Genomic DNA, 20,461 nt, shown 5'->3' with positions numbered 1-20,461 from the left:
CGATTCTCACGCTTGACAATGAGTATTTCCAGTATAGCGCAGCTCGGCGCGCTATGTCAAAAGAGAAAGGATATTCGCATGAACAATGAGGAGAGAGAGCGCCGCGTCGCCGTACTGATTGATGCCGAAAACATCGCGCCGAAGTACCTGCCCATCGTGCTCTCCGAGGCCAACAATCTCGGCAGTGTCAACATCAAGCGCATCTACGGGGACTGGACCACACCGCAGATGGGAAGCTGGCGCAATGTGATACTCGATAACTCCGTTCAACCCATACAGCAATACTCCAATGTGTCGGGCAAGAATTCCTCGGACTCCGCCCTCATCATTGATGCCATGGACCTGCTCTATCAGGGACGCTTTGATTGCTTCTGCATTGTCTCCTCGGACTCCGACTTTACGCGCCTCGCGGCGCGCCTCCGCGAATCCGAAATTTTTGTGCTCGGCATGGGCGAGCAGAAAACGCCGAAGAGCTTCATCTCCGCCTGCAGTAAGTTCTCATACATAGACCTCCTCTACCGCGCGAACCAGCCCGCAAACCCGCTCCCGGCCCAGGCCGAAAAGAGCAGCGAGGGCGAGCACAGCGAGAAGGGCGGCAACGCCTCGAACTCCGGCATGGGCATGCGCCTAAAAGCGGTTCGAAAAGCCCTCATTCAGATTTGGGAGGAGAATTCGGACGAGGAGGGCTGGATCCCCTCGAGTCAGCTCGGAAACTTCTTAAACAAGCAATTCCCGGACTTTGACGTGAGAAACTTTCAGTTCAAGAAATTTGTCCCCTTCATCGACTCCACGAATCTCTTCGAGAAGCGCACCGAGGGGCTGCACGTGAGCTTCCGCTTAAAGTAAATTCGGCAATGCGAGCGCCGCGGGCTGCAGCTTAAGCGCAAGCCCGGCCATAAGCATCCCGAGTAACACGCGGGCAAGGAGGAAGACAACCAGCCCGATCCAAGACGCAAGGAAGAGCATGCGATTGGCGCGCGCAATATCCGCTGTCTCGATGTCCCGCGTATCATCCCCGATGTAGGGCTTGTCCTTGATTTCACCGAAGTACCGCGCGGGTCCCGCAAGCCTGACCCCGAGGGCCCCCGCCATGACACTCTCGGTCTGCGCGGAGTTCGGACTCGCGTGGCGGTAGCGATCCCGTCGAAAGATGCGAAGGGCATTGCCCGCATCCTGCCCGCCGAGTGCCGCCGCAAGCATCAAAAAAAGCGCGGCAAGCCTTGCCGGTATCCAATTGAAGACATCATCCATGCGCGCTGCCGCTCTCCCGAAGAGACGGTAGCGCGCATTGTTGTAGCCGAGCATCGAATCCATGGTATTCACGGCCTTATAGACCCAGCCGCCCGCCACACCGAAGAAAATGAGAAAAAAGAGGGGTGCAATCTCCCCGTCCGAAGTGTTTTCCGCAACGGTCTCGACCGTAGCCCGGATGACAGCGGCCTCGCTGAGTTCTTCCGTGTCCCGCCCCACAATATAGGACACCGCCTTACGCCCCGCCGTGAGACCGCCCTCCTTTAGGGCACGCGCCACCGCCGCTGCGCTGTCCGAAAGGCAGCGCGCCGCGAGGAGCTGATACGAAAGCAGGATTTCAAAGGCAAAGCCCGCCAAGAAGAAATGCTGCCGGAGCACTCCGGTCAAAAGATACACGCTCCCGCCGACCGCGCCGACACAGCAGAGCCAGAGGAAGAGGCCGTTCCAAAAGGCGGTGACCGGCGGTCCCGCCTTCGGGTAGAGCCGCCGCTCGAGTTCCCGCACGAGCCCCCCGATGAGACGCACCGGGTGAAACCAATGCTCCGGATCGCCGAGCAAGAGGTCTAAGAGAAAACCGAGCACCACAGCGACTTCCAAATGCCACCGCTGTAGCAGCACATACCAAGTACCCATTCAGCCCTCCTCCTTAAGCAGCGCGGCACCCCAGAGCGCCGTGAGGCGCTCCAAGCGGTAGGCCGCATTCGCCGGACTGGTCGAAGGCAGGCAGGTAGCCGCAATTCCCGTCTTCGCTTCCAGATAGCGCGCATAGTACTTCGCCGCGGTCGTGCCGTTTACAAGCACGCGGCGTATTTTTGCCTCTCTCGTGACCGTCTCGATATCCACCGGAACCGCGCCCCGTATGCTCGCATCGCTCGACCCCTGAATCTCGCAGCGCTCCAGCACGTCCCAGAGGGCAAGCCCGTTTGAAAGGAGCAGCGCCCGCTTTTCTTCTATACTGTCCGGCACTTCCGCCCCGTAGACCGCCGCTAACATGCGCCAGAAACGGTTCTGCGGGTTCGCATAGTAGAAGCCCGCCGCCCTTGACTGCACCGAGGGAAAACTCCCCAAAATAAGTGTATGACTGTTCCGGTCAAAGACCGGTCCAAAGGAATAACTCTCCCGCACCCTGCCTCCTTCACGAAAAAGTCCCCGCCGAAGACTCGCGCGGGGACTTTCTGTTCACTTGTATCAAGCGTTCTTTGCTCAGCAAATCTTGCGAATCCAGCCCTCCGGTCCCGCAATGTGACCGGACTGAATGCCCGTAATCGTATCGTAGAGCTTCTGAAGCACCGGTCCCATCTTCTCTGTGCCGGAGGGGAAGTCAATGACTTCGTCGCCGTTCACGACACGGCCCACCGGGCTGATGACCGCAGCCGTACCGCAGAGACCCGCCTCCGCAAAGTCCTTTAACTCGGAGAACTTAACCGCTCTGTGCTCCGTCTTCATGCCGAGCATGTGCTCCGCGATGTAGAGGAGAGAGCGCCGTGTAATCGAGGGCAGAATGGAATCCGACTTCGGGCTCACCAGAACGCCGTCCTTCGTCACGAAGAGGAAGTTGGCGCCGCCCGTCTCTTCGATATAGGTTCTGGTCGCAGCGTCTAAGTACATGTTCTCGTCAAAGCCGCGCGCATGTGCGTCCACATAGGCATGCAGACTCATCGCGTAGTTGAGACCGGCCTTAATGTGTCCCGTGCCGTGCGGTGCCGCGCGGTCGTACTTGCTCACGCAGAGCGTGGTCGGCTTTGCGCCGCCCTTAAAGTAGGGACCCACCGGGGTCGCAAACAGACGAAACTGGTATTCATCCGACGGCTTCACGCCGATTACCGGTCCGCTCGCAAACATATAGGGGCGCAGGTACAGAGAAGCACCGCTGCCGTAGGGCGGAACCCAGTCCGCATTTGCCTTGACGACCGCATCCACCGCTTCCAGGAATCTCTCCTCCGGAAAAGCCGGCATTTCAAGATAGCGCGCGGAGTCCGCCATGCGCTTCGCGTTCAGGTCGGGGCGGAAGGTCACAATGCTGTCGTCCTCGGTGCGATATGCCTTGAGGCCCTCAAAGACCTCCTGGCAATACTGCAGGATGCCCGCGCACTCCGAAATGCACACGGTCGCATCCGCCGTGAGACCGCCTTCATCCCACGCGCCGTTCTTATAGTTAGAAACGTAGCGCTGATCCGTCACGTGATAGGCGAAGCCAATGTTACCCCAGTCCAGATTCTTCTCTGCCATGTAAAAACGCCTCTCTTCTGTATCTGATTTGCTGCCGACTGCTTAGATTCTGTTATTCGATCCCAGAACTTCCGTGATCTTGTGCGCGACAATTGCCTTGACATTGGCTCTGCCGTCGCCGAGGTACTGTCTCGGGTCAAAGTGATCCGGGTGCTCGTTGAAGTGCTGGCGAATGCCTGCCGTCATGCCGAGGCGAAGGTCGGAGTCAATGTTGATCTTGCAGACCGCGCTTCTTGCAGCCGCGCGGAGCTGATCCTCCGGAACACCGATTGCGTCCTTCAGCTGACCGCCATTTGCGTTGATAATCTTCACGTACTCCTGCGGGACGGAAGATGCGCCGTGCAGAACAATCGGGAAGCCCGGCAGTCTCTTCTTCACTTCCTCGAGGATGTCGAGGCGAAGCTCCGGATTCGTGCCCGGCTTGAACTTGTAAGCGCCGTGGCTCGTGCCGATTGCGATTGCGAGGGAGTCGCAGCCCGTGCGGCTCACGAATTCCTCGACCTCTTCCGGTCTCGTGTAGGAGGACATGCCCTCCTCGACGCAGACATCATCCTCAACGCCCGCCAGCGTGCCGAGCTCAGCCTCGACCACAACGCCGTGTGCGTGTGCGTACTCGACAACCTTCTTGGTCTCTGCGATGTTGTCCTCGAAGCTGTGGCTCGAGAAGTCAATCATGACCGAAGTAAAGCCGCCGTCAATGCAGTCCTTGCAGGTCGCGAAATCCGCGCCGTGATCCAGGTGGAGCACCATCGGGACCTCCGGGTGCAGCTCGACCGCCGCCTCAACGAGCTTCACGAGATAAATCGAGTTTGCGTACTTTCTCGCGCCCGCGGAAGCCTGCAGAATCACCGGGGACTTAAGCTCGGCAGCTGCCTCCGTAATTGCCTGCACAATTTCCATGTTGTTGACGTTGAATGCGCCGATGGCGTAACCGCCCTCATATGCCTTACGGAACATCTCCGCCGAAGTGACCAATGCCATAACCGTTACCTCCCTTTCATAAAGAAGTCGACGAGTAATTATTTCAACTTTCATTCTAAACAAAGTTGTGGCCGAATTCAAGCAAACAGCAGAAAAGAGCTGCGATTCCCGTAAGCTGCTTTCTGCTTTTCCCGCGGGCATGCTACAATACAGAACATAGCAAGGACAGCTCATAGGAAAGACAACAGAAAGGCTCTCGTCATGGCATTACAAAACAGCGCCGATGCGGAACTGCTTCTGCACTGGTATCAGAAAAACAAGCGCTCCCTCCCCTGGAGAGATACCGGAAACCCGGAGGATGTCTGGATTTCCGAGATCATGCTGCAGCAGACGCGCGTGGAAGCCGTGAAAGAGTACTTTGTGCGCTTTCGGGAGGCACTCCCCACACTGGAAGCCATTGCGGCCTGCCCGGACGAAACCCTCTTGCGTCTCTGGGAGGGGCTCGGCTACTACACCCGCGCGCGCAATATTAAAAAGTGCGCCCAGGTTCTGCTCCGCGACCACGGCGGCGAACTGCCCGTGGATCCGCTTGAACTCCGAGATCTCCCGGGCATAGGCCCCTATACGGCTGGCGCCATCGCCTCCATTGCCTACAATGTCCCCGTTCCCGCGGTCGACGGCAATGTGCTCCGCGTCTTCTCGCGACTCACGGCCTGCGAGGACGATATCATGGAGCCCGCGACCAAGCAGGCCTTCACCGAGCGCCTGCAGGATTTACTCTGGCAACTGGTCTATGCCGATTGGAAGAACTTTCCGGTCGCAGACTTTAACCAGGCCCTCATGGAACTGGGCGCCCTGGTTTGCATTCCGAACGGTGCGCCGCTCTGCGAGCGCTGTCCGGTCGCCGCACAGTGCGACGGCAGAAGACTCGGCATTCAGGAGACTCTGCCGCGCCGCGCACCGAAAAAACCGCGTCGGGACGAAGTGCGCACCGTACTCGTACTCCGGGACGGCGAGCGCTTCTATGTGCGGCAGCGCCCGTCAAAGGGCCTGCTCGCCGGGATGTTTGAGTTCCCCGGCTTCCCCGGAACGCTCTCAGAGGAAGAGGTTTTAAAGCTGGTGCACGAGCGCGGCTTTACCCCGCTCCGCATCCAAGCCCTCCCGCCCTTCCACCATGTGTTCACCCACATCGAGTGGCATATGAGTGCCTACGAGGTGCAGATTGCGGAGCCGCTCTCTGCCACCGAGCCCCGGCGAAACCGGAAGGAACTCGCGCGGAGCGGCATCTTTGTGACCCGCGCGGAGCTCGAGAAACTCGCGCTGCCCTCGGCCTTCCGACCGCTCTTATCCCGCTACGCCCTGCGCCCGCCGCGCCGTCAAAAAAAATAAAATTTCCGCTTGCTTTTTTCTTCTCCTTCCGCTATACTGAACCTCGCTGGAGATATAGCTCAACTGGGAGAGCATCCGCTTGACGTGCGGAAGGTCGCAGGTTCGAACCCTACTATCTCCATTTTTTGTACCCAAAAAGCATATTTACGGTTTCGTTTTCGAACAGCGAAAAGCGCGTGTCGGTCGTGAGTTGCGACCGGCACGCGCTTTCTTTTCGTTTCTCTCAAACTTCCACTTCCTCGATGCGCTCGGCATCTCCTTCGGCGGAGCGCTCCAAAACTCCGCGTCTTCCGTCCGCGCGAAGCCACTCGCCCTCGCGCACCGCCCGGAAAAGGCCGGGGACTCGAATCAGCGAGAGCAGTCCAAGCTCTCTCGCGACGACCGCCTCGTGCGACCAGAGATCCCCTCGCTCCAGCACCAGGCCGCGGCTCAGTGCGAGCAGCGGAAAGAGCTTCTCCGTGCAGTGATTTGCGAGCAGCACGGCACCGCTCGCGCGGGGCAGGGTCTCTCCGTCAAAGAAACCTGCCTCTCCCTCTCGCACCGCACCGCAGGGAATGCCCCGCAAGAAGAGGCGCTCGCTCTCTTCACTGAGCTCTTCCCGGGTAAGCGACTCCCGAAGCACCGTCATATTTTCCCGCGTGAGGCTGCCGAAGCAGCAGAGATGACTGCAACGGGGCAGGGCCGCATAGCGCTCCTGTTCCCGTCTTCTTTCGCTGATGCAGGGCTGCAAACCGCCGAAAACCGCCGTACTGCCGCTGCCAGCCGAAAAAGCGCGCTCCAGCTCATCCCGCTTTAGATAGAAGATATCCCGCGCCTCCGCGAGTTCTCCGCGGCGCGTGAGCAGCTCGCCGAGCTGCAAGACCTGCCTCCGCAGCCGGTCCACGCGATTTTGCGCGAGGAAATCCAGATTCTCCCGCGCGCGGAGAAAGAAGATAAGTTCCTGTAAAAGGCGCTTCCCGCGGAGCTTCCCGAGAAACCCGAGGGTCTTAAACAGCTCTTCCTGCGCCTTTGCGCTCACCTCACTCTGCTCACTCCGCACTTCGACCGGCTTTGCCGCCGCATACTGCTGTAAGAACGCAAAGAGCGGCTGCGGATTCTGCCGGTAACTCTCCCGCTCCAAAAGATACTCGGCCGACGTGCAGCTGCCGTAGTGCCTTAAGTAGTGCTGCACCTCCCCCGCAAACACACTGCATTCGTTCTGTGCGCTTCCCTCTTCCGTGCGCACTCTCCAGCAGAGCCCCTCCAATTCCTGGGCGCTCTGCGAGAGCACGAGTTCGCGCAGCGCTTCGCTCTCCTGCACCGTGCGGAGCAGGGCGCTCAGTGCCTGCACGCTTTCCGCGCTCTTCATGCCGCCCTGCCCCATGAGTGCGGCATTCAAAAGCCCCTCTGCATTCGGAACGCTGCGCTCGCGGAGCTCCTGTAAGAGCTCTGCGTAGCAACTCCTTGCGCTCGCCTCCGCCTCGGCCGCAAAACGCCCGAGTGCCGTGAAGCCGTTACTGAGATCCACGATCTTCCGCCAGCGCTCCTCTACTGTCTCCGGAAGCTCCGCTTCCGCTTCGGTCTGCTCCTCCTGTTCCGCCGTCTGCAAATAGTGCGAGAGCTGATAGTGCTTGGGCAGGCGCTGTAAGAGTTCCGCCGAGGGCGAAGCTTCCGCTTCCGCCTCTTTGCCGCCCTCCCGTCTCGTGTATACTCTTCCTTCAAAGAGCAGGGGCTCTTTCCCCGCCTTTTGATATAGGCCTCGGAGCAGTTCAAAGCCGAGCGGCGTCAACACCCCGTCCGCCGCGCCGTTACGTCCCGCCGCGTCCAGATAGAAGTGCTTGACCCGCTTGTCGAGGTGACGGTAGGAACTCATCTCGCTCTCCCGAAGGAGCCTCAGTTCTCCGTCCGGCTCCACCGCAAACTCAAAGCAGCAGGCGGTCTGCGGCGTATTGCTCGCCTCCAGTTCCAGGGCGAGTGCGGCAAGACGGACAAAGAGCACTTCTCTCTCTTCATCCGCCTCCTCGACTTCCGCTCGCTCGCTGGTCTGAAGCACCCGCCCCGCGAGATCGAGCACCGTTCGCTGCTGCTTTCCCGCCGCGTCAAGGTACTCGGCGAGCAACTCCTCCGGATTTCCGCTCTGCGGATTGGTCGTATAGACCGTAAAGTTACGCCCGTTACCCGCCATGTCCTGGAGAATCACAGCTACCGCTATGCTCTCGTCAAAGAGTCCGTACTGCAGCATATAGCGGGTGGCGCGCTCCGAAAAACAGGAAAGATAGCAATCCTTTACCGCCTGTAAAAGTTCATCGCCCCGCGGAACCTCGAGTACACTCTGAAAGAGGCCGTCGAAACTGTGGCGCTCCTCGCCCTCCAGAATAAAGCTGCTGCGCACCGCAAAGCGCTCCGCCCGCGGCATCGCGACCTGAAGTTCGCGCCTCAGCTTTTCGGCCGCTTCCTCTCCGAACGCGCAACTCTCTAAGAGCGCCCGAATCTCCGCCCCCGTCTCCTCGGAAGGATTGCGGAGCAGCTCCGCATAGCGCTCCTGTTTGTCGCCAAGAAAGCGAAAAAAGAAGTTCCGGTCCAGAATGAAAAACGGCGGCACGGAATAACCCTGCGCCCTTCTGCGGAGCAAGTTCCACGCCTTGTTGCCCAATAGCCGTCTGCTCTCCGCCTCTGTGTCTCGCATCTTTTCTCCCCCAAATGACTTTGTCGTAATTTTATCTATTTTCTCATATTCCGCGGATTCTAACAAGCAAAGAAGGGGCAGCGCGTTTTTGCGCTGCCCCTTTCCTCCGTTGCCGGTTTCCTTATTCTACCGTAAGTGTGAAGCTACCGACCTGATATCCGCCGGCTTTCACCGTCACCTCATTGCTGCCGCTCTCAAAGAGATTGCCGCTCAGCGTGAGGCCCGCGCGACGATAGCGCTTCAGACTAAAGGCAAAGCGATCGTCATACAGGTGGATGTAATTCGCATGAACCGAGCTCAGTTTCTTGCCGTTCACCGAAACTTCCAAGTCATTGCTTCGAAGCCAGGTGTCGAGCGCCTCATCCTCGAGTCCTTCAAAGCTGAGCGCATACGCGGGCTTCGATCCGATGTCATAGCCCTGACGCGGAATCACTTTCTCAATCACCGCGCCGGTCGGCACTGCCTTACCCGCTGCCGCCTCGTTCTCACTCTCTTCCGCGGAAGCACGCTCCACCGTAAAGCGGAAGGGCTCGTACCCCTCTACTTCAAGAATGACTTCATTGTTCGCCTCGGTAAAGCCGTTCGCCGAGAGGCGCACGCCGTTCTTCTTGTAAGTTCTGTCAAAGAGCGTCGCATACTTATCGTCCATCGAGAAGAGATAGTTCTTGCTCTGCGCTTCCGTATAACGCTTTCCGTTCACCGTGAGCTTCGTAATCTTGGCGCGAAGGTAGGTATCCAGAGCATCCGCATCGAGTCCCGTGAAGGTGAGATCATAGACCTCCTTCGTGCCGCTGTCATAGCCCTGACGCGGCGAAACCTTCTCTGCCTGAGCAGCCGTCGGCGCTTTCTTCTTTGCCGTTTCGGCCGGTGCAGCGTTTCCGTTTTGCACCGCAAATTCCTTCTCTGCGTAGCCCTCGGCCTTCACGACAATGCGGTTTTCGCCCGCCGCCAAAGCCCCGAGCGCAAACTTGAGGCCGTCGTTTCTGCCGTAGCTGTCCTTGTGGAAGCCGTACTCGCTGTTCCCGAGACCGTAGCTGTAGCTCTTCCGCTCGTAGGCCGTACCGTTTACGCTGAGCTCCGTGATCTTCGAAAGATAGCTCTCAAGCTCATCCGCCGAGAGACCCTCGAAGTGAAGAAGCCAGTTGCTGCTGAGCAGGCTCTCTTCCTTCTCAAGCGTTGCGCTTGTCGGCGCTGCCTTGGTCTCGACTGCCGGCGTCTCCGGCGCGGAAGCGCCTCCCTCTGCCGGGATTGTGACCGTCAGTTTCGCATAGCCCTCTGCCGTAATTTCAATCTTCTTCTCGCCTGCCTGTGCTGCCGCGCTGCCGAGCGCCAGGGCATTGTTTCTGCCGTAAGCATCTTTTTTCAGCACATACGCGGCGGCGCCGAGGCCGTAGCTAAAGTTGCTCTTTTCAAAGACCGTTCCGTTCACACGGAGCTCCGTAATCTTCGAGAGGTAGTTGCCGAGTTCCTCCCCGGAAAGTCCCTCGAAGCTAAGTACAGTCTCGCTGCCAAAGACACCGCGATTCGTGCCGAGGGTTGCGCCGCTCGGCGCTGCCTTCTCCTCGACCGCGGGCTGCTCGGGCGTTGCCTCTGCCGCCGCGACCGTAAAGTCTAACTTCACCGGTATCTTGGCATCCGTAAACTTAAGATAGAGCGAGTAATTGCCGGTAGTCTTAAAGAGTCCGCCCTTCAGAATGAGCTGTGTGCCGGAGAGCGCATAGTAATCGTCGGAACTCGTACCGCCCTCCGTTGCCGTCATGAGTCTTCTGAGACCGCTCTCCTCCGAATTGCTGAGCTCCACCTTTGCGAGCTTTGCCGCCAATCTCTCAGCGCTGAGACCTTCCACGTTCACCGTGATATCCGCGTTCTGCTTTGCCTCGCCCTGCAGCGCAAGGGTCGGCAACGCCTCCGCAGCCGTATAGGTAAGTTTCAGTTCCGCCGTTCTGTACTTCTGCCCCGCATCAATCTTCAGCTTGTGCTCGCCGACCTCCGGCGTGTTGTAGAAGTTAAATGCGCCGCGCTTCACGGTAAGCGTGCCCGCCGCTTGATCCAACACGTACTGCTTTTCGTAAGCGTCCATGAGGTTACGGCTCTCGCCGTCCACATAGAGACCGCGGATTGCCTCGAGGTAAGCGCTGTCATCCGTGCGAAGCACAAAGTCATTGCCCGCGACCGCTGTCGTGCCGCTAAAGTCCGGAATCTTGTCGCCCTTATAGAACTTAAAGCTCGTCAGTGCGCCGAGGCTGCCGTCCTCAAGGACATTCTGCACCTCGTTCGGTTCCGCATAGCTTGCCGCCGCGTGGGAGTCCGTATATTCCTTGAAGCTAAGGCTCTTGCCACCCGCAAGGCGCGACTCCTTGTAGGCATCCATGTAGTCCGTGAAGCGGTACAACTTCTCCGCGCCGTCCTTATAGATGTAATCGCTCTCCGTCGTCTCGAAGAAGCGCTTCACCACCGCCCGCGCATCCTCGTTCAGCGCCTCGATTTCATTGAGAATCAGCGCATTGGTCAGGAGATCGTAGTCAAAGACCATGCGGCCGTCCACATACTGGCCGCCGCCGCTGCTGCCGCTGCTCTTCTTGCCGGAGACGGAACCCGTCGTTGCACTCGAGACCGCATCGATCTCGACCGGCTTACTTCTCGCGCTCTTCTTTGCCTTCAACTCGGTCTCGCTGTCCTCTTCCTTTAAGAAGGACTGACCCGGGTAAACCTCAAACTTTTTCTTAATCGTCTGATAGCCCGAGTACTTGAGCGTTAATGTGTAGACACCGACCTCGTCCGTGTTGACCGTCTTCTCCTCATTGGAGCTCTTTCCGTAGAGGACAAAGAGGTCGCCGAAGTTGAAGAAATCGTCGATGTACTTTAGCTCAACGACCTTACCGCTCGGCTTCTTTAACGTGACGCGCATGGAATCGATCTTCAAATCGTTTCCGAAGCTCTCGCCGCCGCTCGCCTCCACGTTGAACTGGACGCGCTCGCCCGCCTTCGGGTTTGCGGTCTCAACGCGCTGCTTTAAGCTGAACTTTGCGCTGCTCACAAGCTCAAACGGCACCGTGACCGTCTCGTTCGTATAGCTCGAGTGAATGTTCACGCGGTAGATGCCTCTGCTCCGCATGTTATCCTGACCCGTCGGAATTTGGATGATGCCGTTTTTGCCGTGCTTCGTATCCTTGACTTCCTTCGTGAATGTCGGGTTCCGGTTGACCGGCCAGTTCTCGTTGTTCATAATCTTCAGGCTGTCAATGCCCTCAAACCACTTCTTCTGCTCCTCGTTCTCGACATTGAACTTGATGACAATGTTGTCCTTTTGAACGCCCTTGCCCTCTGCGTTGATCTCCACAGCCTTCACATAGAACTGCGTCGTGACTGCGTCGCTGTTCTCTTTTCTCTCCTGCAGAAGATCAAAGGTCGTCGTTGCCGGGAGTATGCGGTCCCTGCCCTCCTTGTCCTTCGGCGCAAGCAGGTAGTCAAACTTCGAGACGCGACCGCGGGAAAGAATGTAGTCCGGCTGATCCTCCGGATTGCCCGGCGTGACCGTCTCGCTTGCGGTACCGGCATTCAGGCGAAGCGTCTGCTCCGTGCTGCCGTCCGCCTTGTTGACCACGACCAGCTCCTTCGGAGAAGCCACCGTGGAAGCCCACTTCACCACCCGGCCGGCATCATCCACCTTCCGCACTGCCTCGGTGACATTCACGCCGTCCACATAGATCTCATGGTCCGCAAGCGTTCCCTGACGGAATACCACCGTCACAAAGTCCGCAAAACCGAGGTGCACCATGCGGCTCTTCAGTTCCTTCTCAGGCTGCTTGTTTTCAGGCTTGGAAGCATCCCCATTCTTGCCCGGTCTGTCATCTTCCACCGGACCCACCGGATGCTCGGGTGCCTCCGGGCTTACCGCCGGATTTGCCGGATTTGTCGGATTCTCCGGGGTAATCACACCCGGCTGTGCGGGGTTGCTCGGGCTTGCGGGCTGTGCCGGCTTACTCTGTTCCTCGGGCTGTACCGGCTTTACCGGCGTCGTGTGGGAGCTGCCGCCGCTTGAACCGCCGGAGCCGCCTCCCCTTCTGCCGCTACGGCTTCCGCCGCCGCCCGAACCGCCGCGCTTTCCGGAAGAAGACTTTCCGCCCGACTTGCCGCTGCCGGAGCCGCCCTTGCCTGCGCTTGCGCTCTTGGTGATATAGCCCTCACCCGTGCGGCTCTGAATGTTGCCGCTCGCATCGACCCACTTGCCGTCCTTGTCCACGCGATAGCCGTCCGGCGTCATGCCGTCCTTAATCAGCTTACCCTCGCGCTCATCCGCCTCGGTCACAAAGTAGTAGCAGTTGCCGTCAATCCAGTTCCAGCCGGTCAACATCTTGCCGAAGCTGCCGTCGTGCTTGTTGCTGAAGAAGTACTGACTGCCGTCCGCAAGGTAAAGCCAGCCGCTGCGAAGTGTTCCCGTCTTCGGGTCTACATAGTACCAGCTGCCGTTTTCGTAAATCCAGCCGAGGACATTCTGTCCCTTTTCATCCAAGAAGGACCAGTTTTCACCGCTCTGCTTCCAGCTTCCCGCCGTGTTCGCACGTCTCTTTGCAAAGACCTGCAGCGGGCTCGATAGAACCATGCTCATTGCCGTTGCAAGGGCAAGCGCCTTTAAACCATACTTTCTCATCTCTGTCTCTAGCTCCTATCGTTATTCATCTCTAATTATTAGTCGATGTTAACCTAGCATAGCTTTACGACAGCCGTCAAGAAACATATCTTGCGTTTTTCTCGCATATCTTAAGATTTTATTGCGGGTAATAGAATCTGGATTAAGACCATTGCTTATTACTCAGAGCCCCCGCCCGCTGTTCCGATACAGAACCACAAACAGGCGGGTGCCGTACAGGATAATCTTTCCGTGTTTACAACGTATGGTGCGGATGTCGCCATAATTCAAAAGTACTTCCTTCGCGCTTGCTTCTGAAATTTCCTTTTTCAGAAATCTATCCCAATAGAGCTTCATGTCCGGTGCATTCGGATCCTTTCTTCTTTCTTCATCAACGAACCATATGCATCGATACAGAGCCCTCTCCGCTATCATCACAATATCAAGAAGTATTATTCCCAGAGAAACGCCCATCAGTGCACGCCAAACCATAGCCGACATACTGTGAAATAAAACCAAAACAATCAATGCCAAGACCAGTAAAAAAGACAGCATAAGGACCGGATTCCCCAAATGGATAAACCCGAGGAAGCACATCCTCTTGACCTCTCCCCAGCAAATATACTCTTGATCTTCTCGTCTCTCTTCCTCTTGCCTTAATTTCTTTGCGGCTTGGATCCAGCCACGAATCTGCGCAAGCTGTTCGTCTGTCAATTCTGCCTTCGGTATAGCCAGGTAGACTTGCACGGAACTCATAAGCGCTACTGTTTCTTTCCCGACAAGCAACTTAATGCCTAGCCAGCTTCGCTTTCCGGTATCGGATAGAATTCCCTTCTCGTATAGAATCAGACGTATCCCCTGTATTTGAAGTATTCTCTTCAGCATCTCATCGCTGTATTTGAGTCTCCGCCGAATGGCTTGAAGAAGCAAGCCGATTAAACCGAAGCCCATCAAAACACAAAACACTTGTGCTCGGTCTGTATCTGCCAAAGACCCTAAAAACCCCACAATTCCGAGTCCCGCAATCAGGCAACTACTCCAATGCTTTGCCAGCGCCAAGCGTGTTTTTCCTGCCGCCCATCGTATACAACGCACCGCTTCCTCGACATCGCCGTACTCTACCGTAATGATGGTTTGCATCCTATGCTCTCCTTCCCCCCCCGGCTTTCCGCATCTCAGCGATTGACCGTATCGACAAATTTCTGAATTTCACCTGCCTCCGCTTCGTCAAGCTGCGTCTTATAAAACCAATACTGCAATTCCCGCTGTTCAAAAGGTCTCGGAACCTTTCTCTTCAGTTTTAGCACATATCCGTTTCTGCCTCGAATCCATCGAGCGGATTCCCAATCATCCGCATCCAAACAGAGTGACGTCCTTCCTTCATAGAGCATTTCCAAATCCGCTATCGTTTCCTCTGTATAGCGACTCTCACGCATATCCCTTACATCCCAAAGCACAGTCCGTATGATTGTCATCGCATATTCAAAAATCAATCCGATGCTAGCCCCATGTAGCAGAAAAGCAAACAGATGATGCACATGGGTTTTCGCTGTAGCCATATAATCACCGGAAATCAGAATGGAAAACGGTAGAATGAAAAACAGTCCCCAGGCAAAGTTTTTTTGAAGCAGACACCAAAAGCGAAATATTCGAATCTCCTGCCAATTCAGTTGCTGATTTCCGCTAAGCGGTCTGTTGGGAATCTCAATTTGATTCATTTGCTCTTCCATTGCTACTTCCCCTCCGAAACCCATTGTATGAGCCGCTGCAACTGTTCATCTGACATATCTCTCACGGAAAAAACAAAATAGATACTCGTTTCCGATACAATCGTCGCATAATCCTTCCGCACCAGCAAGCGTTTATTCTTCCAAGTCCGCATGCCATCTCGCATCAGAAATCCCTCCTTTGAAAGGAGAAGCTTTTCGTCATCGGCCTGCAATAGCCTCGTCACTTGTTCCACCCGGAGCAACCACTGAACGAAAAAAATAAGTCCGCTGAATCCCAAAAGAAAATTCCAATATTCGCTTGTCAGGATGTTCGTATTCCGCATAATAATCACGGAAATAAACGCGATTCCCGTGATTTTATCAAGGCGCTGAAATAACGGCATTTTTCTCACCGCCCAGAAATATTCCATCAGGCGTTCCTTTTCCAGCTTTGGAACAACTATTTTATCGTTCATATCAGCCCTCAATATAATCCCAGACAGCAGATTTCACTGCTGTCTGGGATTCATTCTATTGCGCGTTAATTATCGGAGCAAGTTCAACTGCCCTCTGACAACACCACCCAATAAACTCCAAAACTGCTATTTCTGCTGCAGTCAGCACCAAATATACAAAGCTAATTCCGCGCTATACTGCTTCCGACGAAACCGCATTGTAACATCTGCTTTTCAGCTACAGGGCACGCCCTATGTTTTTATACAGGACAATAAATCCCTGATAGCCATACATAATAATTCTACCATGCTTACAGGAAATCGTGTAAATCGAATCTATATCCGGGAAAAGTTCCCGCGCTTCTTCCTCAGAAATCTTTCTTTTAGGAAACACTTCCCGATATAATTCCATTTCCGGAGCACTCGGATCCACCTTTTTCGCCTCATCCACTGACCATATACATCTATAGAGCATTATTTCGAGTGTACTAACGATCTCCAGAAGTATGATTCCCATCACAACACCCAGAAGTACACTCCAAAACATATCGGATATCCAGTAAAACAAAACCCACACAATAAGTCCCAACACCAGCGAAAAGCTCAGTCCAATAACCGGAATTCCCATATTGAGAAAACCCAGTAAGCACATCTTCTTGACTTCTATCCAACAAATGCCGGATTGATCTTCTCGCTTTTCTCCCCTTGCTTCAGCTTTCTTTGCCTCTCGCATCCATATACGAATTTGCGAAATCTGTTCCTCTGACAACTCTGTCTTTGGAATGGCTAGGTAAACTCGTATGGAACTCAGCAATGCTAAGCTCTCCTTGCCAATAACCAGTTTAATTCCTTGCCAACTTCGCCTACCGGTCTTTAATACAATCCCTTTCTCGCACAGAATCACCCTAATGCCTTGCAACTCGTATTCCTGCCTTCTCATCTGACTAATCGTTTTTGATTTCCGCCAAATATGTTGCATGAGCAACCAAGTGAATCCGAACCCCATTAGAATGCAAAATATCTGTGTACGTTTAATATCTCCCAGCGATTCTGCAAAGCCCCCCCCCCGACACCTGCAAAGCAACAAGCAAGCCAATGCTTTGCCACATCCAACCTCTTTTTTTTATCAGCCCACTGCATACAGCGCACGGATTCTTCTGTATCGTAATATTCCACGACAATTACATCTCGCATTCTTTCCACCTTTTATAAAAATATATGAGCAGAACCCCCTGCCCTGTCGCTTTTCCCTTCCGCGCTTACGAAACCCTTCCGTTGTCCATGTGATAGCGGCAATCCGCAACAGACATCGTGGACTGCCGATGCGAGACCAGCACTATGGTTTTTCCTTCTTTTTCTTCCGAAAGGGATTTTAAGATAATGCCCTCGTTCAGCACGTCCAGATTGCTGGTCGGCTCATCCAAGAGGATAAAATCGGCCTCGTGGAGAAAGGCTCTTGCGAGGCCTATTCTCTGCTTCTCTCCGCCCGAGAGCCTGTCGCCGAGCTCGCCGAGTTCGGTCTCATAGCCTTTCGGGAGGCTCATGATGAAGTCATGGATGCTCGCCTTTGCCGCCGCGGCCTCAATCTCCGCCTGTGTCGCATCGAGCTTTGCGACCGCTATGTTCTTTGCAATCGTATCACGGAAGAGTACGGTGTCCTGGGTCACATAGCTTGTCATTTCTCGGAGCGCCGCGGTTTGAATGTCCCGCACATCCTCCCCCGAGATTCGCACCGCGCCCTTTTGCACATCCCAAAAGCGCATCAAGAGCTTTAAGAGGGTCGATTTTCCGGAGCCGCTCGCGCCGTGAATGCCGAGCACCTTCCCTCTTTCGATTTGCAGAGAGAACTCGCTCAAAATCTTCTCTTCCCGGTAGGCAAAGCTGACCGAGTCAAGCGCCGCGCCCTCGAAAGATGGCCTCTCCCCGTCGCTTCGCTCTGCCACCTCCGGCGTCTCTTCGAGTAGCGAGAGCACGCGCTCTCCGCAGGCCAGCGTCTGGTTTAGATTGTTCGAGAGAGATGAGAGCGCAACCACGGGGCCGAAGGAGCCCATCATCGCGAGGGTCGCAAGCAGCATGCCCGAGAACGTGGCCTCTCCCCGTCGATAGAGGAAGAGCATCAAAAAGAGCATACCGAAGGAATAGAGCTGAATGACCAGATTGGTGAGCGCACGCTGCGAACCCTCAAAGTCGCTCAGCTTTTTCTGAAAGCCCGCAAGCCGTTCGGATCTTTGCTCCATTTCCGCGAGCTTCGTTTCTCCCCGATTGAACTGTAGGAGCTCGTCCACGCCGTAGAGGCTCTCCAAGACAAAGTGATTGAGTTCTCCCATCTCGCTTCGTAAGGCCATGCCCGCCTCGGCGCTCCGTCTGCCGTTCCGAATCGGAAGGCCTATGCCGACCGTCACATATGCGAGAACGGCAAGCAAGCCCGCAAGTCTGTGCTGCGTCCCGATAAAGCCCGCCATGATGAGCGAGGTCAGAAAGGCAATCGCAATCGGAGATATGGTGTGCGCAAAGAACACTTCCAGGAGTTCGATATCGCTCGTGATGACGGCAATGAGATTGCCCTTATCCCTGCCCTCAAGTTTTGCCGGGCAGAGTTTTCTCAGAACCGCAAAGACCTTATGGCGGATGATGGCCAGAATGCGAAAGGCAATGTAGTGGTTACAGTACTGCTCGCCGTAGTGCAGGACGCCGCGCAAAATCGCAAACACCAAAATTGCGGTAAAGAGCTGCTTAGAAGAGCCGCCGAACAACGCCGTGAACTGCCCCGGAACTTCGCTGCCCGCGACCGCTGCGAGCCCCTTGATTACACCGTAGCCGCCGAGTATCGTGATGAAAATGGCGCAGAGAAAGCCGAGCACGCCGAGCAGAATACCGGTTAACATAATTAGAGTGAGGGGCTTCACGAGCCCGATCAGGCTGCCCATGATCGCGAGATCCGATCTTCGTTTATTCATGACCGTCACGCCTCCCTTCCGCAAAGCGCTCAAGCTGACTCTGTTCCTCAAAAAGGCGCCGATACGCACCCGCTTGCCGCATCAATTCCGCGTGACTGCCCGCCTCCGCGATTTTGCCGTCCTTTAGCATATAGATTTTGTCGCTGTCTACCACATTCGCAAGTCGGTGCGAGATGAGCAGCACGGTTCTGCTCTTTGTGAGCTCGTGTATGACTTTCATAATCATCTCCTCGCTCTCGGCATCGATGTTCGAGGTGGCCTCGTCAAAGATGTAGACTGGCGTGTCGTGAAGCAGGGCTCTCGCGAGCGCAAGGCGCTGCTTTTGTCCGCCCGAGAGGTTGCTGCCGTTCGATGTAAGCTGCATCTCGAGACCGCCCTGCGCCTCGATAAAGGAGAGGAGATTCACCTTCCGGAGCGCCTCTTTCATCTCAAGCTCGGTCGCCTCCGGCTTTGCGAGCAGGAGGTTTTCCCGCACACTCGCGCGGAAGAACCGGCTGTCGTGCCCTACCATGGTCAGGTGATCCATAAGACTCTCGGTCGAAATGCGGCTCAGCTCTTCGCCGTTTAAGCGCAGCGAGCCGCCGTAACCTCTGTTCCGCCCCATGAGTATGCCGGCAATCGTGGATTTCCCAGAGCCGGAAACACCGACCAGGGACACAAAGGACTGCGCGGGAAGCGCGAGCGTGATGCCCTTTAAGATTGGGCGGCTCTCCTCATAGGAAAAGCTGAGCTCTTCCATGCGGATGTCGATATGTCCCGCGCCGAGTTCTGCCTGTCCCGGCTCGGGTTCCGGGAGATCCAGAAAAGCAAAAATGCGGTCGCTCGCCTTCATGCCGTTCATGCCGATGTGGAAGAAGCTGCCTAGGATGCGCATCGGCAGAAAGAACTCTGCCGCGAGCAGGATGAACATGAGCACGCCCGCCAGGGAGAGTTCGCCGCTCGCAAAGCGGGTCAAGGCCGACACAATGCCGACCGCCGCACCGCCGTAGGCGATGATGTCCATGACCGAGGTGCTGTTTAACTGCATGGTAAGCACCTTCATCGTAATCTTCCGGAAGCGCTCGGACTCCCGGTCCATATCATCAGCCGCCGCTCGATCGGCCTGATAAATCTTCAGAGTGGTCATGCCCTGCAGCTTTTCGAGAAAGCTGTCTCCGAGCCCGTAGTAGATGTCAAAATAGCGGCTCAGAAGGCGCTTTGCGACCAGCATGACGAGCATGATGACCACCGGAATCAGCGGAACCGCGAGGAGCAGCAGGGTCGCTGTTCTAAGATCGATCGGGGACAGCACAAAGAACAGGGTGAGCGGCGCAAGCAGGGCGTAAAAGAACTGACTTAAATACCGGCCGAAATAAGTCTCGAGCTGCTCAACGCCTTCGCCCGACATCTGCACCAGTTCGGCGCTGCCGATTTGTTCCCGGTAAGAAGGGCCGATCCGCAGTATCTTTTGATAAATGCGGCCGCGGAGAATGCGCTTCACGTCCGCGCTCGCGCGGAAGCTTGCCGCGGTATAGAGGCGGTCACAGACAAAACGAAGTAAAAGCCCCGGTATGATAATTCCGAGCGCAACGAGAATGCGCTCCGTACCGATTCCTTGGTTCCGAACGTCCTCGATGAGCCCCGCGATGTTCCAAACAATCACAATCTGTACCAGGAGCGACAGCCACTGCCAGAGTATCTGGTAAACAACGTACTGACCGGCCCCCTTTAGGAGCCGTATGAGCCGCATTTTAATCATCTCTTTCCCCCTTCTTGCCTGCCTTTTTGTTTTGCATGCCCGTGAGTGCGTGCCGCACCACGAGGAGCGGGTGACGTATGAGCATGCGCGGGCCGCTGTAGCGCATGACTTCGCGTATCCTCTCCCGCATCTCGGGAGCGTAGCAGTGCACTTCGCAGTGGCTGCAAAATGTCTTGCTCTCCGTGAAGGGGCAGCGCGCAATGCGCGTGTGCGCATAGCCCTCCAGTTTCAGGCAATCCTCACAGAGCATCCCTGCCGCGCTGCCGTGCTTCTTTTGGCAGTAATATGCAATCATCTCCGCAACGAGCCGTTTTTCATCCTGCCGCTTCTTTTCAGGCGTTTCTCTCCTCATGCTCTGCTCCTCTCAAGCAAGCAAACTCCGATCGCTGCTCTGAAGAAATCGGTTTTATGCTACTAAGTCCAGTATAGTTTAGAAACTGTTACCGTTTCAAGCGCTTCTACCCGATGCACCCGCCTTCTAAAACACCGCGTACGCCCCGTCCGGTATGACCTTACT

Annotated in this window: 14 protein-coding genes, 1 tRNA gene and 1 pseudogene; 3 read left to right on the top strand and 13 right to left on the bottom strand. The window is 55.9% G+C overall.

Annotated elements, in window-relative coordinates:
• Positions 1-18 precede the first annotated feature (18 nt).
• Positions 19-846, top strand: a complete 828-nt coding sequence (locus tag QU660_RS00305) for an NYN domain-containing protein (protein ID WP_304946364.1) — start codon at positions 19-21, stop codon at positions 844-846.
• On the opposite strand, the gene cbiB is transcribed toward QU660_RS00305, so the two are convergent.
• From cbiB to fba, 4 genes and pseudogenes are all read right to left on the bottom strand, one after another.
• Entirely contained in the window at positions 838-1,884 is a 1,047-nt protein-coding gene (gene cbiB / locus QU660_RS00300; RefSeq protein ID WP_304946363.1) for an adenosylcobinamide-phosphate synthase CbiB, read from the bottom strand. The two genes, QU660_RS00305 and cbiB, sit on opposite strands and share 9 nt — an antisense overlap.
• Positions 1,885-2,376, bottom strand: a complete 492-nt coding sequence (locus QU660_RS00295; protein ID WP_304946362.1) for a DNA-deoxyinosine glycosylase — start codon at positions 2,374-2,376, stop codon at positions 1,885-1,887. It abuts the gene before it with no gap.
• 78 nt (positions 2,377-2,454) lie between these two features.
• Positions 2,455-3,486 (bottom strand): annotated as a pseudogene (locus tag QU660_RS00290) (branched-chain amino acid aminotransferase); the annotation flags it as partial.
• A gap of 36 nt (positions 3,487-3,522) precedes the next feature.
• Complete coding sequence (gene fba / locus QU660_RS00285) at positions 3,523-4,461, bottom strand: class II fructose-1,6-bisphosphate aldolase (RefSeq protein ID WP_304946361.1); 939 nt, start codon at positions 4,459-4,461, stop codon at positions 3,523-3,525.
• A gap of 201 nt (positions 4,462-4,662) precedes the next feature.
• Between fba and QU660_RS00280 the strand changes: the two genes are divergently transcribed.
• The gene (locus QU660_RS00280; RefSeq protein ID WP_304946360.1) at positions 4,663-5,790 is read left to right on the top strand and encodes an A/G-specific adenine glycosylase; all 1,128 of its coding nucleotides are present in this window, start codon (positions 4,663-4,665) and stop codon (positions 5,788-5,790) included.
• Between the two features lie 48 nt (positions 5,791-5,838).
• A tRNA-Val gene (locus tag QU660_RS00275) sits at positions 5,839-5,911 on the top strand.
• A gap of 102 nt (positions 5,912-6,013) precedes the next feature.
• Here QU660_RS00275 and QU660_RS00270 read toward each other — a convergent pair.
• The 9 genes from QU660_RS00270 to QU660_RS00230 all read right to left on the bottom strand — a co-directional run bounded on the left by QU660_RS00270 (position 6,014) and on the right by QU660_RS00230 (position 20,296).
• Positions 6,014-8,455 carry a PEP/pyruvate-binding domain-containing protein gene (locus tag QU660_RS00270; protein ID WP_304946359.1) on the bottom strand — a complete coding sequence of 814 codons (2,442 nt, stop codon included), beginning with the start codon at positions 8,453-8,455 and terminating at the stop codon, positions 6,014-6,016.
• Positions 8,456-8,576: 121 nt separating this feature from the next.
• A complete protein-coding gene (locus tag QU660_RS00265; RefSeq protein WP_304946358.1) occupies positions 8,577-13,106 on the bottom strand; it encodes an N-acetylmuramoyl-L-alanine amidase family protein in 4,530 nt (1,509 codons plus the stop codon).
• A 162-nt stretch (positions 13,107-13,268) separates the two neighbouring features.
• Positions 13,269-14,225 (bottom strand): hypothetical protein, encoded by a 957-nt coding sequence (locus QU660_RS00260; protein ID WP_304946357.1) that lies wholly within the window; start codon positions 14,223-14,225, stop codon positions 13,269-13,271.
• Positions 14,226-14,260: 35 nt separating this feature from the next.
• On the bottom strand, positions 14,261-14,815 hold the full coding sequence (locus tag QU660_RS00255; RefSeq protein WP_304946356.1) for a hypothetical protein: 555 nt from the start codon (positions 14,813-14,815) through the stop codon (positions 14,261-14,263).
• A 2-nt stretch (positions 14,816-14,817) separates the two neighbouring features.
• Complete coding sequence (locus QU660_RS00250) at positions 14,818-15,270, bottom strand: hypothetical protein (RefSeq protein WP_304946355.1); 453 nt, start codon at positions 15,268-15,270, stop codon at positions 14,818-14,820.
• A 217-nt stretch (positions 15,271-15,487) separates the two neighbouring features.
• Entirely contained in the window at positions 15,488-15,982 is a 495-nt protein-coding gene (locus QU660_RS00245; RefSeq protein WP_304946354.1) for a hypothetical protein, read from the bottom strand.
• A gap of 526 nt (positions 15,983-16,508) precedes the next feature.
• Positions 16,509-18,206, bottom strand: a complete 1,698-nt coding sequence (locus QU660_RS00240; RefSeq protein ID WP_304946353.1) for an amino acid ABC transporter ATP-binding/permease protein — start codon at positions 18,204-18,206, stop codon at positions 16,509-16,511.
• Positions 18,199-19,944, bottom strand: coding sequence for an ABC transporter ATP-binding protein/permease (locus QU660_RS00235; RefSeq protein WP_304946352.1), 1,746 nt, complete (start codon positions 19,942-19,944; stop codon positions 18,199-18,201). Before QU660_RS00235 ends, QU660_RS00240 begins: the two co-directional genes overlap by 8 nt.
• Positions 19,937-20,296, bottom strand: coding sequence for a nitrous oxide-stimulated promoter family protein (locus QU660_RS00230; protein ID WP_304946351.1), 360 nt, complete (start codon positions 20,294-20,296; stop codon positions 19,937-19,939). Before QU660_RS00230 ends, QU660_RS00235 begins: the two co-directional genes overlap by 8 nt.
• Positions 20,297-20,461: the final 165 nt, after the last annotated feature.

It is taken from the genome of Stomatobaculum sp. F0698 (assembly GCF_030644385.1).
Taxonomy (GTDB): Bacteria; Bacillota; Clostridia; order Lachnospirales; family Lachnospiraceae; genus Moryella.
Note: the sequence above shows the minus strand (reverse complement) of the source record. Positions and strands in the feature narration are given on the sequence as shown.